This is a genomic window from Pseudomonas vancouverensis, from assembly GCF_004348895.1.
Lineage (GTDB): Bacteria > Pseudomonadota > Gammaproteobacteria > Pseudomonadales > Pseudomonadaceae > Aquipseudomonas > Aquipseudomonas vancouverensis.
Genome location: NZ_RRZK01000036.1, coordinates 135,549 through 150,529, shown reverse-complemented (window position 1 = coordinate 150,529; position 14,981 = coordinate 135,549). Strand labels below are relative to the sequence as shown.

Genomic DNA, 14,981 nt, shown 5'->3' with positions numbered 1-14,981 from the left:
AGTGTCACGCCGTACGCGCAGGAGGGGAACTAGCAGAACTGATAGGTATGGTGCAGCTCTGTACATTGATGTGGTGTCAGTTCTGTCCCCATCGCGAGCAGGCTCGCACCCACATTTGTTCTGTATTGCGCGCCGGAATTGAGTCAAGTCTGATCCTTTGTGGGAGCGAGCTTGCTCGCGATGAGGCCCGCCCAGGCAATACAAACCTTGCTGTAATGCCCTCTATTTCAACCCTCCGCAAAAGTTGGAAAGCTTCTTGCAGTAGCCCCGTTGCGCCGGCTTCAGGCGTCAAAAGTTTGCTTTAAAGGCACGGGGATTACCGGTGGATCGCTCTCAGTTACTCAACAGCACGCGCACGCACATGGCCGACCTCAGTCGAGGCAATCTGGGCGTGCCGTTGTTGCTGCTGGTCATGCTGGCGATGATGATGTTGCCGGTGCCGCCGTTCCTGCTCGACGTGTTTTTCACCTTCAACATCGCCTTGTCGATTGTCGTCCTGCTGGTCTGCGTGTATGCCCTGCGGCCGCTGGATTTCGCGGTTTTTCCGACCATTTTGCTGGTGGCGACGCTGCTGCGCCTGGCGCTGAACGTGGCCTCCACGCGGGTGGTGATGCTCCATGGCCAGGACGGTCATGCCGCAGCGGGCAAGGTGATCCAGGCCTTCGGTGAGGTGGTGATCGGCGGCAACTACGTCGTTGGTATCGTGGTGTTCGCGATCTTGATGATCATCAACTTCGTCGTGGTGACCAAGGGTGCCGGGCGGATTTCCGAGGTCAGCGCGCGCTTTACGCTCGATGCGATGCCCGGCAAGCAGATGGCGATCGACGCCGACCTCAACGCCGGCCTGATCGATCAGAACCAGGCCAAGCTGCGCCGCATGGAAGTTGCCCAGGAGGCCGAGTTCTACGGCTCCATGGACGGTGCCAGCAAGTTCGTGCGCGGTGACGCCATCGCCGGCTTGCTTATTTTGTTCATCAACCTGATCGGCGGCATGGCGGTTGGTATCTTCCAGCACGGCATGAGTTTCGGTGATGCCGGTCGTGTTTACGCGTTGCTGACCATCGGTGACGGTTTGGTGGCGCAATTGCCATCACTGTTGTTATCTACAGCAGCAGCGATCATGGTGACCCGTGCTTCCGGTTCGGAAGACATGGGCAAACAGATCAATCGGCAGATGTTCGCTTCGCCAAAAGCCTTGGCGGTCGCTGCGGGCCTGATGGCGATCATGGGCCTGGTGCCCGGCATGCCGCACTTCTCCTTCCTGAGCATGGCAGCCCTCGCCGCAGGTGGCGCCTACCTGTTCTGGAAGAAGCAGAACATCGCCAAGGTCGAGGCCCTGCAGGAGGTCAAGCGTCAGCAAGAGCTGCTGCCGTCGCCGGCGCGGGCCCAGGAAACCAAGGAGCTTGGCTGGGATGACGTGACCCCGATCGACATGATTGGCCTGGAAGTAGGTTATCGCCTGATTCCGCTCGTGGACCGCAACCAGGGTGGTCAGTTGCTGGCGCGGATCAAGGGCGTGCGCAAGAAGCTCTCCCAGGACCTCGGCTTCCTTATGCCTACCGTGCATATCCGTGACAACCTCGACCTGGCGCCGAGCGCCTATCGCCTGACCCTGATGGGGGTGATCCTGGCCGAGGCGGAGATTTACCCGGATCGCGAGCTGGCGATCAACCCTGGGCAGGTCTACGGCACGCTCAACGGCATTACCGCCAAAGATCCGGCTTTCGGCCTGGAGGCGGTCTGGATCGAAATCAGCCAGCGTGCCCAGGCGCAATCCCTCGGTTACACGGTGGTCGATGCCAGTACGGTAGTGGCGACCCACTTGAACCAGATTCTGTACAAACATTCCAGCGAGCTGATCGGCCACGAGGAAGTGCAGCAACTCATGCAATTGCTGGCGAAAAGCTCGCCAAAACTCGCCGAAGAGTTGGTGCCGGGCGTGGTATCGCTGTCGCAATTGCTCAAGGTGCTGCAAGCGCTACTGGCCGAACAGGTGCCGGTGCGCGATATCCGCAGCATTGCCGAGGCCATCGCCAACAATGCCGCGAAGAGTCAAGATACTGCCGCTTTGGTGGCTGCGGTGCGCGTCGGCGTGTCCCGCGCCATCGTGCAAAGCATTGTGGGGACTGACTCGGAGCTGCCAGTGATCACGCTGGAGCCAAGGTTGGAACAAATATTGCTCAATAGTCTGCAGAAGGCAGGACAAGGCTCGGAAGAGGGCGTTCTGCTGGAGCCAAGCATGGCTGAGAAGCTGCAACGCTCGCTGATCGATGCGGCGCAGCGCCAGGAGATGCAAGGTCAACCGGTGATTCTGCTGGTGGCCGGTCCGGTTCGCGCGATGCTCTCGCGATTTGGCCGGCTCGCAGTCCCGGGTTTGCATGTGTTGGCTTACCAGGAAATCCCTGACAACAAGCAAGTGACCATCGTTGCGACAGTAGGGCCCAACGGCTGAGGTAGTGGTTTATGCAAGTTAAGCGTTTTTTCGCCGCCGATATGCGTCAGGCCATGAAGCTGGTTCGTGATGAGCTGGGCGCTGATGCCGCCATCATTGGCAACCGCCGCATCGCCGGTGGTGTCGAGCTGACGGCGGCGCTGGATTACAAATTGTCGGCGCTGGCGCCTCGGGTTCCGAACATGGAACTCGAAGACGAGCTGCGCAAGACCCAGTCGCGGATCGTCACCGCTCAGGCGGAACTGAGCCTGCGCAGCGAAGGCGAGAGCGACAACAGCACCAATCGCCAGTTGTTCGCCGGTCTGCCATTGACCGCGGCCGAACCGCTGATCGAACCGACCTACGCCGAGCCGCGTCGTCCCGCTCCCGCGCCAGCCCCGATTGCCGGTGTTGACCCGCGTGCGCTTGACTCGATGCGTTCCGAGCTCAACAGCCTGCGCGAGTTGATGGAAGTCCAGCTCGGCTCGCTGGCCTGGAATCAATTGCAGGGCAGCCAGCCGGATCAAGCCAACCTTTGGCGTCGTCTGCAGCGCATCGGTTTGTCCGGTCCGTTGTCCCGCGATCTGCTGGCCATGATCACCGACATCGAAGAGCCCCGTCAGGCCTGGCGCATGCTGTTGGCGCACCTGGCGCGGATGATCGTCACGCCGGAAATCGAACCTCTGGAAGAGGGCGGTGTCATTGCCATGGTCGGTCCGGCCGGCATGGGCAAGACCACCACCCTGGCCAAGCTGGCGGCCCGTTATGTGCTCAAGTACGGCGCGCAGAACATCGCGCTGGTGAGCATGGACAGCTTCCGTATTGGTGCCCAGGAGCAACTCAAGACCTTGGGGCGTATCCTCAATGTGTCGGTGACCCATGTCGATCCGGGTCAGTCGCTGGTGCAGGCGCTGGAGCCTCTGCTGCGCAAGCGCGTGGTGCTGATTGATACCGCAGGCCTGCAGGCCAGCGATCCAGCGTTGCGCATGCAGCTCGAAAGCCTGGCCGGTCGTGGCATCCGTTCGAAGAATTATCTGGTCCTGGCCACCACCAGCCAGAAACAGGTTTTGACCGCCGCTTATCACAGTTACAAGCGTTGCGGGCTTGCTGGCTGCATCCTGACTAAACTGGATGAAACGGCCAGTCTGGGTGAGGTGTTGAGCCTTGCCATCAGCCACGAGTTACCCGTGGCTTATCTGACCGATGGTCCGCGGATTCCGGATGACTTGCATCTGCCGCGACGTCATCAGTTGGTCAGTCGTGCCGTCAGCGTGCAAATGCAGGAAGAACCCAGCGAAGAAGCCATGGCAGACATGTTCGCTGACATTTACCACAGTCCGACCAAGCAGGTTGGCTGAGGTGACAATGAACCGTTTTTGTACCTACATCGATGGTCTGCCATGCATTGTTCCGGTTGAGAACGCGCAGCCAGTAATGTGGCCTCCGTCTATGCAAGACAAGGTAAAGAATTAACATGGGCAGCATGCATCCCGTACAGGTGATCGCGGTGACCGGCGGCAAAGGTGGCGTCGGCAAAACAAACGTGTCAGTGAACTTGTCCCTGGCCTTGGCTGAGCTTGGCCGGCGCGTCATGCTGCTGGACGCCGACCTGGGCCTGGCGAACGTCGACGTCCTGCTGGGCCTGACACCCAAACGTACCCTGGCCGACGTGATCGAAGGCCGCTGCGAGCTGCGCGACGTCCTGTTGCAAGGTCCCGGTGGCATCCGCATCGTTCCGGCCGCTTCCGGCACCCAGAGCATGGTGCACCTTAGCCCGGCGCAACACGCTGGCCTGATCCAGGCTTTCAGCGATATCGGCGACAACCTCGACGTGCTGGTGATCGACACCGCCGCCGGCATTGGTGATTCGGTGGTGAGCTTCGTTCGTGCCGCCCAGGAAGTCCTTCTGGTGGTCTGCGACGAGCCTACCTCGATCACCGACGCCTACGCCCTGATCAAACTGCTCAACCGTGACTACGGCATGAACCGCTTCCGCGTCCTCGCCAACATGGCTCAGAGCCCGCAGGAAGGGCGCAACCTGTTCGCCAAGTTGACCAAGGTCACCGATCGCTTCCTCGACGTCGCCCTACAATACGTCGGCGCCGTGCCGTACGACGAAAGCGTTCGCAAGGCCGTGCAAAAGCAACGCGCCGTGTATGAGGCGTTCCCGCGTTCCAAGTGCTCGCTGGCGTTCAAGGCCATCGCGCAGAAGGTCGACACCTGGCCGTTGCCTGCCAACCCGCGTGGGCACCTGGAGTTTTTCGTCGAGCGTCTCGTGCAACAAACGGCAGGACCCGTGCTATGACCGCCAGCGGTTACAACCTCTACAAGAAGTCGGCTCGCGATGCGCAGTACGAGCTGATCGAGCGTTACGCGCCGCTGGTCAAACGCATTGCCTACCACTTGCTGGCGCGTCTGCCGGCCAGTGTCCAGGTCGAAGACCTGATCCAGGCCGGGATGATCGGCCTGCTCGAAGTCTCGACCAAATACGACGCCAGCAAAGGCGCGAGTTTCGAGACCTACGCGGGCATCCGCATCCGTGGGGCGATGCTCGATGAAGTGCGCAAGGGTGACTGGGCGCCACGTTCGGTGCACAGAAATACGCGCATGGTCAGCGATGCCATTCGCTCGATTGAAGCTAAAACCGGTCGTGACGCTAAAGATCACGAAGTTGCGGCCGAACTCCAATTGAGTCTCGATGATTACTACGGAATTTTGAACGACACCCTGGGCAGCCGGTTATTCAGTTTCGACGATCTGTTGCAGGACGGCGAACACGAAGGGCTGCACGAGGATGGCGCGAGCGCTCATCTCGAGCCGTCACGCGATCTGGAAGATGAACGCTTCCAGGCGGCGCTGGCGGATGCGATTGCCAATTTGCCGGAGCGTGAGCGACTGGTGTTGGCGCTGTACTACGACGAAGAGCTGAACCTCAAGGAAATCGGTGAGGTCCTGGGGGTCAGCGAATCTCGGGTCAGCCAGTTACACAGCCAGTGCGCGGCCCGTTTGCGGGGGCGTTTGGGGGAGTGGCGAGCGCGCTGAAGGCAGTGTGGGGACACTGCGAACGGAGCCGGTGTGGTGTTGAGCTGCGCCGGTCTCGATCTGTTGTGCTCCAGACAGTCATTGAGTGTTTGCCGGATTGATTGAAATGGCGCGTCCAGGTGCTGGGCGCGTTTAAGACTGCTTGGAGGTCGAATTGGACAAGAACATGAAAATCCTCATCGTTGATGACTTCTCAACGATGCGGCGGATCATCAAGAACCTGCTGCGTGACCTTGGGTTCACCAACACCGTCGAGGCCGACGATGGCACCACCGCCATTCCGGTGCTCAACAGCGGAAGCATCGACTTTCTGGTAACGGACTGGAACATGCCTGGCATGACCGGTATCGATCTGCTGCGCCACGTGCGCGCCGATGAAAAGCTCAAGCACCTGCCGGTGCTGATGGTCACCGCTGAAGCCAAGCGCGAGCAGATCATCGAAGCGGCCCAGGCCGGCGTTAACGGCTATGTGGTCAAACCCTTCACGGCCCAGGCGTTGAAAGAAAAAATCGAGAAGATTTTCGAACGCATCGGTTGATGAGTGCGCCACGGGGGAGCTATGGGCAATAACGAAACTTCACTGGGCGATTTCGAATCGACCCTGAAAAAACACGCCGTCGAGTTGGTCGCAAGCCTTGAAAAAGGCAAGTTCGGCGACGCTGTGCAATTGATCCATGAGCTCAACCAGACCCGTGACCGCGGCCTGTATCAGGAAGTGGGCAAGCTCACCCGCGAGCTGCACAGTGCGATCGTCAATTTCCAGATTGACCCGCACATGCCGCAAGCCGAGGAAGTCTCGCAGATCACTGACGCCACCGAGCGTCTGGGGTATGTGGTCAAGCTGACCGAGGCGGCGGCCAATCGCACCATGGACCTGGTGGAAAACGCCACGCCGCTGGTCAACAGCCTGGCCGATGAGGCCCAGGCCTTGAGCGCGGACTGGGGACGCTTCATGCGTCGTGAAGTCGGCGCTGAAGAGTTCCGCGCGCTGGCACGGCGGGTCGACGGCTTCCTGACGCGCAGCAGCGCGGACAATCGCGCGGTGTCGAGCGATCTGAACGACATCCTGCTGGCTCAGGATTACCAGGACCTCACCGGCCAGGTGATCAAGCGAGTGACCGCCCTGGTCACCGAAGTGGAAAGCAACCTGCTCAAGCTTGTGCTGATGGCCAGTCAGGTGGACCGCTTTGCCGGCATCGAACATGACCGCGCGGCCATGCTTGCGGAAAAAGATCCACAAAAACATCTCTCTCAGGGTGAAGGTCCGCAGATTCATGCCGATAAAAGAGAAGACGTTGTGTCCGGTCAGGACGATGTGGACGATTTGCTATCCAGCCTAGGGTTCTAGAACCCGGGCATTTTAGGTTTTCAGGTTTTAGACCTTTAGGAGCACCCCCTTAATGAGCTTCGGCGCCGATGAAGAGATCCTTCAGGATTTCCTGGTTGAGGCCGGCGAGATTCTAGAGCAACTGTCCGAACAACTGGTCGAGCTGGAAAGCCGGCCGGATGATGCGGATCTGCTCAATGCAATTTTTCGCGGTTTTCACACTGTAAAAGGGGGCGCCGGCTTCCTCCAGCTCAACGAGCTGGTGGAGTGCTGCCACATCGCCGAGAACGTGTTCGACATCCTGCGCAAGGGTGAGCGTCGCGTTGACTCCGAATTGATGGACGTGGTGCTCGAAGCGCTGGACGCGGTGAACAGCATGTTCAGCGAAGTCCGCGAGCGCAGCCCGATCACCGCGGCTACACCTGAATTGCTCGCGGCACTGGCCCGTCTGGCCGAGCCGCAGTCGGCTGACGAAGCCGTCGCCGCACCGGTGGCCCAAGTGGTCGAGGCGCCTGAAGCGCCGGCCGAATCGGGTGACATCACCGATAACGAATTCGAACAACTGCTGGACTCGCTCAATGCCGTCAAGGCTCAGGCCGAGGCTCCGGCTGCCGTTGTCGCGCCTGCTGACGACGCGACGGCGAGCGATGAAATCACCGATGCCGAGTTCGAGTCGCTGCTCGATCAACTGCATGGCAAAGGCCAGTTCGCCGTCGATGCGCTGCCTGCGACTCCGGCAGCCCCGGCAACACCCGACGCGCCGAAAGCGGCCGGCGACAGCTCCGACATTACCGACGAAGAATTCGAGGCGCTGCTTGATCAGTTGCACGGCAAGGGCAACTTTGCCGTTGAAGCGCTGGAATCGGCCATTGCCTCCGTACCGGCGCCGGCAACCCCCGCCGCCGCAGCGGCTGGCAGTGATCTGATCACCGATCACGAGTTCGAATCGCTGCTCGACGAATTGCACGGCAAAGGCAAGTTCAGTGAAGTCGGCACGGCTAACGTCGCCAATGGCGCGAACGCCTCTGTAGCGTCCACCCCGACCAAGGCCGCGGCACCGAAACCGGTGGCCAAGGCGCCTGAGCCGAAAGCCGAAACACCGGCGCCTGCCGCCGCTGCTGCGCCAGCTGCTGCCCGTGCACCGGCTGCGCCACCGCCGGAAAAACCGGCGAGTGAAGCCGAGACCACCGTGCGTGTCGACACCGCGCGTCTCGACGAAATCATGAACATGGTCGGCGAACTGGTGCTGGTGCGAAACCGCCTGGTTCGACTGGGCGCCAACAGCGCCGATGAAGCCATGTCCAAGGCCGTATCCAATCTCGATGTGGTTACCGCCGACCTGCAAACCGCGGTCATGAAGACCCGGATGCAACCGATCAAGAAGGTCTTCGGGCGCTTCCCGCGCCTGGTTCGCGACCTGGCTCGCCAGCTCAAGAAAGAGATCAACCTGGAGCTGGTCGGCGAAGAAACCGACCTCGACAAGAACCTTGTCGAGGCCCTGGCCGATCCACTGGTCCACTTGGTGCGCAACGCCGTCGACCACGGCATCGAGTCGCCGGAAGAACGTGAAGCCTCGGGCAAGGCCCGTGGCGGCAAGGTGGTGCTGGCGGCGGAACAGGAAGGCGATCACATCCTGCTGTCGATCTCCGATGATGGCAAGGGCATGGACCCGAACGTCCTGCGTGCCATCGCTGTGAAGCGCGGCGTAATGGACAAGGACGCGGCCGACCGCCTGAGCGACACCGAGTGCTACAACCTGATCTTCGCCCCGGGTTTCTCGACCAAGACCGAGATTTCCGACGTGTCGGGTCGTGGCGTGGGCATGGACGTGGTGAAAACCAAGATCTCCCAGCTCAACGGCTCGATCAACATCTACTCGGCCAAGGGCCAGGGTTCGAAGATCGTCATCAAGGTGCCGCTGACCCTGGCGATCATGCCGACGCTGATGGTCATGCTTGGCAACCAGGCGTTTGCGTTCCCGCTGGTCAACGTCAACGAGATCTTCCACCTCGACCTGTCGACCACCAACGTCGTCGACGGCCAGGAAGTGGTGATCGTGCGGGACAAGGCCTTGCCATTGTTCTACCTCAAACGCTGGCTGGTCAGCTCCGCCGCTCACGAAGAGCAGCGCGAAGGCCATGTGGTGATTCTTTCGGTGGGCACCCAGCGGATCGGCTTCGTCGTCGATCAGCTGGTGGGCCAGGAAGAAGTGGTCATCAAGCCATTGGGCAAAATGCTCCAGGGAACCCCGGGCATGTCCGGCGCCACCATTACCGGTGACGGCCGCATCGCGCTGATTCTCGATGTACCGAGCATGCTCAAGCGTTACGCCACACGGCGTATTTGATTCTGGTGGAGCGGGGCGCCTGGCCTCGCTCCATCTAATGGAGTGTTTATGGCAGTCAAAGTCCTGGTGGTGGATGATTCGGGTTTTTTCCGCCGCCGCGTCTCGGAAATCCTTTCAGCGGATTCGAATATCCAGGTCGTCGGCACGGCGACCAACGGCAAAGAGGCGATCGATCAGGCGCTGGCGCTCAAGCCCGACGTGATCACCATGGACTACGAGATGCCAATGATGGACGGCATCACGGCGGTGCGGCACATCATGCAGCGCTGCCCGACCCCGGTCTTGATGTTTTCCTCGCTGACCCACGAAGGCGCCCGGGTCACCCTCGATGCGCTGGACGCCGGCGCCGTGGATTTCCTGCCGAAGAATTTCGAAGACATCTCGCGCAATCCCGAGAAGGTCAAGCAACTGCTGTGCGAGAAGATCCTCAGCATTTCCCGCAGCAACCGTCGTGTCAGTCATTACAGCGCTCCGGCACCAGTGGCTGCGCCCGCCCCGACACCGGCACCGTCGAGTATCGGCAGCTACGGTAACAGTCACAACACACCACCTGCGCGTCCGGCACCGGTGCCAGCGCGTACAGTTGCGGCCAGCCCGTCGTCGCCTGCGCCAAAGCGCAAGAACTACAAGCTGGTCGCCATCGGCACATCCACCGGTGGCCCGGTCGCCCTGCAACGGGTACTGACCCAGTTGCCGGCCAACTTTCCAGCGCCGATCGTGTTGATCCAGCACATGCCTGCAGCCTTCACCAAGGCCTTTGCCGAGCGCCTGGACAAGCTCTGCCGTATCACCGTCAAGGAAGCCGAGGATGGCGACATCCTGCGTCCGGGCCTGGCGCTACTGGCGCCGGGTGGCAAGCAGATGATGATCGACGGCCGTGGCGCGGTGAAGATCCTGCCGGGTGACGAGCGTCTGAATTACAAGCCCTGCGTGGACATTACCTTCGGTTCGGCGGCGAAGTCCTACGGTGACAAAGTTCTGGCGGTCGTTCTGACCGGCATGGGCGCCGACGGTCGCGAAGGTGCGCGCCTGCTCAAGCAGGGCGGCAGTTCGATCTGGGCCCAGGATGAAGCCAGTTGCGTGATCTACGGCATGCCGATGGCCATCGTCAAAGCTGAACTCGCCGACGCGGTGTACAGCCTCGACGACATTGGCAAGCACCTGGTCGAGGCCTGTATCTGATGGATGTTCTAAGCCTGATCGGCATCATCATGGCATTCGTCGCCATCATCGGCGGCAACTACCTCGAAGGCGGTCACCTCGGCGCCCTGGCCAACGGCCCGGCCGCACTGATCGTGCTCGGCGGGACCATAGGCGCGGCGCTGTTGCAGTCGCCCATGAGCGCTTTCAAGCGTGCCATGCAGATTCTCGCGTGGATCCTGTTCCCTCCCCGTGTCGACCTCGCCGGTGGCATCGACCGCGTGGTGAACTGGAGCCTGACCGCACGCAAGGAAGGCCTGCTCGGCCTGGAAGGCGTAGCCGATGCCGAGCCTGACAACTATGCGCGTAAAGGCCTGCAACTGCTGGTCGATGGCGCCGAGCCGGAAGCCATTCGCAGCATTCTGGAAGTGGATTTCTACACCCAGGAAAGCCGTGATATCGAGGCCGCCAAGGTCTTCGAGAGCATGGGCGGCTACGCGCCGACCATCGGTATCATCGGTGCGGTGATGGGCCTGATCCACGTCATGGGCAACCTCGGTGATCCGTCGCAACTGGGTAACGGCATTGCCGTGGCCTTCGTCGCCACCATCTACGGCGTGGCCAGTGCCAACCTGGTGCTGCTGCCGATTGCCGCCAAACTCAAATCCATTGCCTTGCGCCAGTCGCGTTATCGCGAAATGTTGTTGGAAGGGATCCTGTCGATCGCCGAAGGTGAAAACCCTCGCTCTATTGAGTTGAAGCTTCAGGGCTTCATGGATTGATGGGAGACATGGATCATGGCACGTCGTCGCCAGCATGAAGAACACGTCAACCACGAACGCTGGCTGGTGTCCTACGCGGATTTCATCACCTTGCTCTTCGCGTTTTTTGTGGTGATGTATTCGATCTCGTCGATCAACGAAGGCAAGTACAAGATCATTTCCGAGGCGCTGATCGGGGTCTTCACCGACACCGATCGCGCGCTCAAGCCGATCCCGATCGGTGACGAGCGACCCAAGACCGTGACGCCGGCCAAGCCGCTGGTCAAGGACAGCGAGCAGGTCGATGCCGGCGTCGCCGGTGCCAGCGATCCGTTGAAAAGCATCTCCGATGACATCAGTGCCGCTTTCGGCGATTTGATCGCCTCCAACCAGATGACCGTGCGCGGCAACGAGCTGTGGGTCGAGATCGAACTCAACTCCAGCCTGTTGTTCGGCAGCGGCGACGCCATGCCCAGTGACATTGCGTTCAACATCATCGACAAGGTGGCGAAGATCCTGAAGCCGTTCGACAACCCGATTCACGTTGAAGGCTTCACCGACGATCAGCCGATCCGTACCGCGCAGTACCCGACCAACTGGGAGCTGTCTTCGGCGCGTTCGGCGAGCATTGTGCGCATGCTCGCGATGCAAGGAGTCAATCCTGGTCGCCTGGCGTCGGTGGGGTACGGTGAATTCCAGCCGGTGGCCAACAACGCCACGGCGGAAGGCCGCGCGCGCAATCGTCGTGTGGTGCTGGTGGTGTCACGCAACCTCGACGTGCGCCGCAGCCTGACCGGTACGGGCACGGCCAATGCGCAACCGGATGCCGCGTTGAAGCGGGCTGGCACACAAACTGCACCGACCCCGGTCAAGTCGCCGGGACGCGAGAGTGCCGTCAATTCTCCGTCACCCGCATTAACACGTTGAGCTATTTCTCGGCCGATCCATTCGGCCGGGAGGAACAATCCGAATGAGAGTCTGGGCAGTCGCCAATCAAAAGGGTGGTGTTGGTAAAACCACTTCCTCCATCGCTTTAGCCGGTTTACTGGCGGAGGCGGGCAAGCGCGTGGTCGTGGTCGATCTCGACCCCCACGGCTCCATGACCAGCTACTTCGGTTACGACCCTGACAGTCTTGAACACAGCAGCTACGACCTGTTCCTGCACAAGGGCAATGTGCCCCAAGGCCTGCCGGGTCAGTTGTTGCTGTCAACCAGCGACGAGCGCATTTCCCTGTTGCCCTCCAGCACTGCGCTGGCGACCCTGGAGCGTCAGTCGCCGGGCCAGAGTGGCCTGGGCCTGGTGATTGCCAAGAGTCTGGCGCAGCTGTGGCAGGACTTCGATTACGCCGTCATCGACAGTCCGCCGCTGCTCGGCGTGCTGATGGTCAATGCCTTGGCGGCTAGCCAGCAATTGGTGATTCCGGTGCAGACCGAACACCTGGCGGTCAAAGGCCTGGAGCGCATGGTCAACACCCTGGCGATGATCAACCGCTCACGCAAACAGGCGTTGCCGTTCACCATCGTGCCGACCCTGTTCGACCGTCGTACGCAAGCCTCTCTCGGTACGCTGCGGGTGCTGCGCGACAAGTTTCCCGAAGAGATCTGGCAAGGCTACATCCCGGTGGACACGCGCCTGCGCGACGCCAGCCGTGCCGGCCTGACACCTTCGCAGTTCGACGGCAAGAGCCGTGGCGTCCTCGCTTACCGTTCGTTGCTTAAACACCTGCTGGCGGCACAACTTGTTCCGCAGGTGGCCTGACATGACCTCGACCCCTGTAGGAGCGAGCATGCTCGCGATGGTCGTCAACGATGACGCGGGCAACCTGCCCCCCCGTAGCGCTCTCAGGTTCATCGCGAGCGAGCTCACTCCCACAGGGGGGCTGCGATGAACCGGCCTTTGCAAACCACTTCACGGCCGCAATTGGCGTTGCAGTCGTACCTGGACAACCTGCTGCAGGACGTCACTGAAGAGCTACTGCCCGAAGTCGAGCCGCTTCCCGAAGTGGTACAGGTCGTTGAGGCGGTGAAAGCTGTGGAAGAGCAAGGCGCACTGGACGAGTTCCAGGCGGCCGTGCTCGAAGAACAGGCCCGTGACGCACAGAAAAATGCCCAAGCGACGCCTTTGCCGGCGCCTGTAAGCAAGGCACCGATTGCCGTGGCCGAAGCGTCGGCACCCGCCATGGCCCCGGTATCGACCATCGCACCCTTGCTGCAAACACTGGTTGCGCCACCTGTCGAAGTGCAACCGTCTCAGGTGATTGTCGAGGAGCCCCAGGCCCTGGTGCCGCCCGTTGTCGAGGTGCATCTGCCACCGAGCAACACACCGCCACCGGTTGAGACTGAAGGTCGGCCGTCCTGGGCTGCAGAACCGTTCGAATGCCTGCTGTTCGACGTCGCCGGTTTGACCCTGGCGGTGCCGCTGGTGTGCCTTGGCTCGATCTATTCGCTGGCGGGTCATGAGCTGACCCCGCTGTTTGGCCAGCCGGAATGGTTCCTCGGCATCCTGCCGAGCCAGGCCGGCAACCTGAAGGTGCTCGATACGGCGCGCTGGGTCATGCCCGACCGTTATCGCGACGACTTCAAGCAGGGCCTGCAATACGTAATCTCGGTTCAGGGCTACGAATGGGGGCTAGCGGTGCATCAGGTCAGCCGCTCGTTGCGCCTGGACCCCAATGAAATCAAATGGAGAAGTCACCGGGGTCAGCGGCCATGGCTTGCCGGTACGGTGATTGAACACATGTGCGCTTTGCTCGATGTCGCCTCGCTGGCCGAGTTGATCGCCAGTGGCGGGGCAAAGCACATGTCCGGCAGTAAGCCGAAGCACACACCTGCGTCAGTTAAATAAACAATCAGGCGACGTCACATCGATGACGCTGCACGAAACACACACCGCCAGGGCGGTTTCTTGAGGGGACAGGGTATGAATGACAAGGCGACGGCGGCAAAAGGTTCCGAAGATCCGATCCTGCAATGGGTCACCTTCAAGCTGGACAACGAGACCTACGGCATCAACGTGATGCGCGTCCAGGAAGTGCTGCGCTACACCGAAATTGCTCCGGTCCCGGGCGCGCCAAGCTACGTGCTGGGCATCATCAACCTGCGCGGCAACGTCGTGACTGTGATCGATACCCGTCAGCGCTTCGGCCTGATGAACGCCGAGATCAGCGACAACACCCGTATCGTCATCATCGAGGCCGACAAGCAAGTGGTCGGGATCATGGTCGACAGTGTTGCCGAAGTGGTTTACCTGCGTCAGTCGGAAATCGAAACCGCACCGAACGTCGGTAACGAAGAGTCCGCCAAGTTCATTCAAGGCGTGTGCAACAAGAACAACGAACTGCTCATCCTGGTCGAGCTCGACAAGATGATGAGCGAAGAAGAATGGTCGGAACTGGAGAGTATCTGATTGATTCTTGAGGTTGCGGTCATTGTCCTGTTCCTGTTTTGGGCAGGCACGCTGGCGATGTTCCTGGCGTACATTCGCGGGCAAAAGCTGATTGCTGCACAACAGGCCCAGGGCGATGCGCTGCGTGATCAGCGCATCAAGGAACTGGCCAAACGCGTGGACAATTATCAGAACGGCAACGTGCGCATGGGTGAAGACCTGCACGAACTGCGCTCGATCGTCGCGCCGTTGCCGGACAAACTGGCTTCACTGGAGCAGCGCGACCCCTCCAGCCTGTCGTTCGCCCAGGCCGCGCGACTGGTCGGGATGGGTGCCAGCGTCGACGAACTGACTCAGTCCTGCGGCTTGACCCAGGCTGAGGCGGAGCTGATGAGCAAGTTGCACCGCAACTGAGTTTTCTCTTCGGCTGCAACCGCATCGCGAGCAAGCTCGCTCCCACAAGGAATCGGGGTGAACACAACATCTGTGATCACCGCCAATCCCCTGTGGGAGCGAGCTTGCTCGCGATGGCGTCTTCGAAACCTCAA

14 protein-coding genes are annotated in these 14,981 nt (G+C 60.8%); all 14 read left to right on the top strand.

The window, feature by feature from the left end; translation table 11 throughout:
* Positions 1–361 precede the first annotated feature (361 nt).
* The gene (flhA, locus tag EIY72_RS28395; RefSeq protein ID WP_371315374.1) at positions 362–2,452 is read left to right on the top strand and encodes a flagellar biosynthesis protein FlhA; all 2,091 of its coding nucleotides are present in this window, start codon (positions 362–364) and stop codon (positions 2,450–2,452) included.
* A gap of 11 nt (positions 2,453–2,463) precedes the next feature.
* Positions 2,464–3,789 (top strand): flagellar biosynthesis GTPase FlhF, encoded by a 1,326-nt coding sequence (gene flhF, locus EIY72_RS28390; protein ID WP_093225092.1) that lies wholly within the window; start codon positions 2,464–2,466, stop codon positions 3,787–3,789.
* 116 nt (positions 3,790–3,905) lie between these two features.
* Entirely contained in the window at positions 3,906–4,736 is an 831-nt protein-coding gene (fleN, locus tag EIY72_RS28385) for a flagellar synthesis regulator FleN (protein WP_008001746.1), read from the top strand.
* Entirely contained in the window at positions 4,733–5,473 is a 741-nt protein-coding gene (fliA, locus tag EIY72_RS28380; RefSeq protein WP_007894214.1) for an RNA polymerase sigma factor FliA, read from the top strand. The genes fleN and fliA overlap by 4 nt, the downstream gene beginning before the upstream one ends.
* Before the next feature lie 166 nt (positions 5,474–5,639).
* Positions 5,640–6,011: a chemotaxis response regulator CheY gene (locus tag EIY72_RS28375; RefSeq protein ID WP_003183998.1), complete on the top strand. Its 372-nt coding sequence runs from the start codon at positions 5,640–5,642 to the stop codon at positions 6,009–6,011.
* A 21-nt stretch (positions 6,012–6,032) separates the two neighbouring features.
* Positions 6,033–6,821, top strand: a complete 789-nt coding sequence (locus EIY72_RS28370; RefSeq protein ID WP_093225089.1) for a protein phosphatase CheZ — start codon at positions 6,033–6,035, stop codon at positions 6,819–6,821.
* 52 nt (positions 6,822–6,873) lie between these two features.
* A complete protein-coding gene (locus tag EIY72_RS28365; protein WP_093225085.1) occupies positions 6,874–9,147 on the top strand; it encodes a chemotaxis protein CheA in 2,274 nt (757 codons plus the stop codon).
* 48 nt (positions 9,148–9,195) lie between these two features.
* Positions 9,196–10,329 (top strand): protein-glutamate methylesterase/protein-glutamine glutaminase, encoded by a 1,134-nt coding sequence (locus EIY72_RS28360; protein WP_093225082.1) that lies wholly within the window; start codon positions 9,196–9,198, stop codon positions 10,327–10,329.
* Positions 10,329–11,069, top strand: a complete 741-nt coding sequence (locus EIY72_RS28355) for a flagellar motor protein (RefSeq protein ID WP_093225080.1) — start codon at positions 10,329–10,331, stop codon at positions 11,067–11,069. The genes EIY72_RS28360 and EIY72_RS28355 overlap by 1 nt, the downstream gene beginning before the upstream one ends.
* A gap of 15 nt (positions 11,070–11,084) precedes the next feature.
* Positions 11,085–11,975 carry a flagellar motor protein MotD gene (gene motD / locus EIY72_RS28350; RefSeq protein ID WP_093225077.1) on the top strand — a complete coding sequence of 297 codons (891 nt, stop codon included), beginning with the start codon at positions 11,085–11,087 and terminating at the stop codon, positions 11,973–11,975.
* A 43-nt stretch (positions 11,976–12,018) separates the two neighbouring features.
* The gene (locus tag EIY72_RS28345) at positions 12,019–12,807 is read left to right on the top strand and encodes a ParA family protein (RefSeq protein ID WP_093225074.1); all 789 of its coding nucleotides are present in this window, start codon (positions 12,019–12,021) and stop codon (positions 12,805–12,807) included.
* A gap of 126 nt (positions 12,808–12,933) precedes the next feature.
* Positions 12,934–13,893: a CheW domain-containing protein gene (locus tag EIY72_RS28340; protein ID WP_093225071.1), complete on the top strand. Its 960-nt coding sequence runs from the start codon at positions 12,934–12,936 to the stop codon at positions 13,891–13,893.
* 75 nt (positions 13,894–13,968) lie between these two features.
* Entirely contained in the window at positions 13,969–14,454 is a 486-nt protein-coding gene (locus tag EIY72_RS28335) for a chemotaxis protein CheW (RefSeq protein ID WP_007980742.1), read from the top strand.
* Positions 14,455–14,847: a DUF2802 domain-containing protein gene (locus EIY72_RS28330; RefSeq protein ID WP_093225068.1), complete on the top strand. Its 393-nt coding sequence runs from the start codon at positions 14,455–14,457 to the stop codon at positions 14,845–14,847.
* The last annotated feature ends 134 nt before the right edge of the window (positions 14,848–14,981 follow it).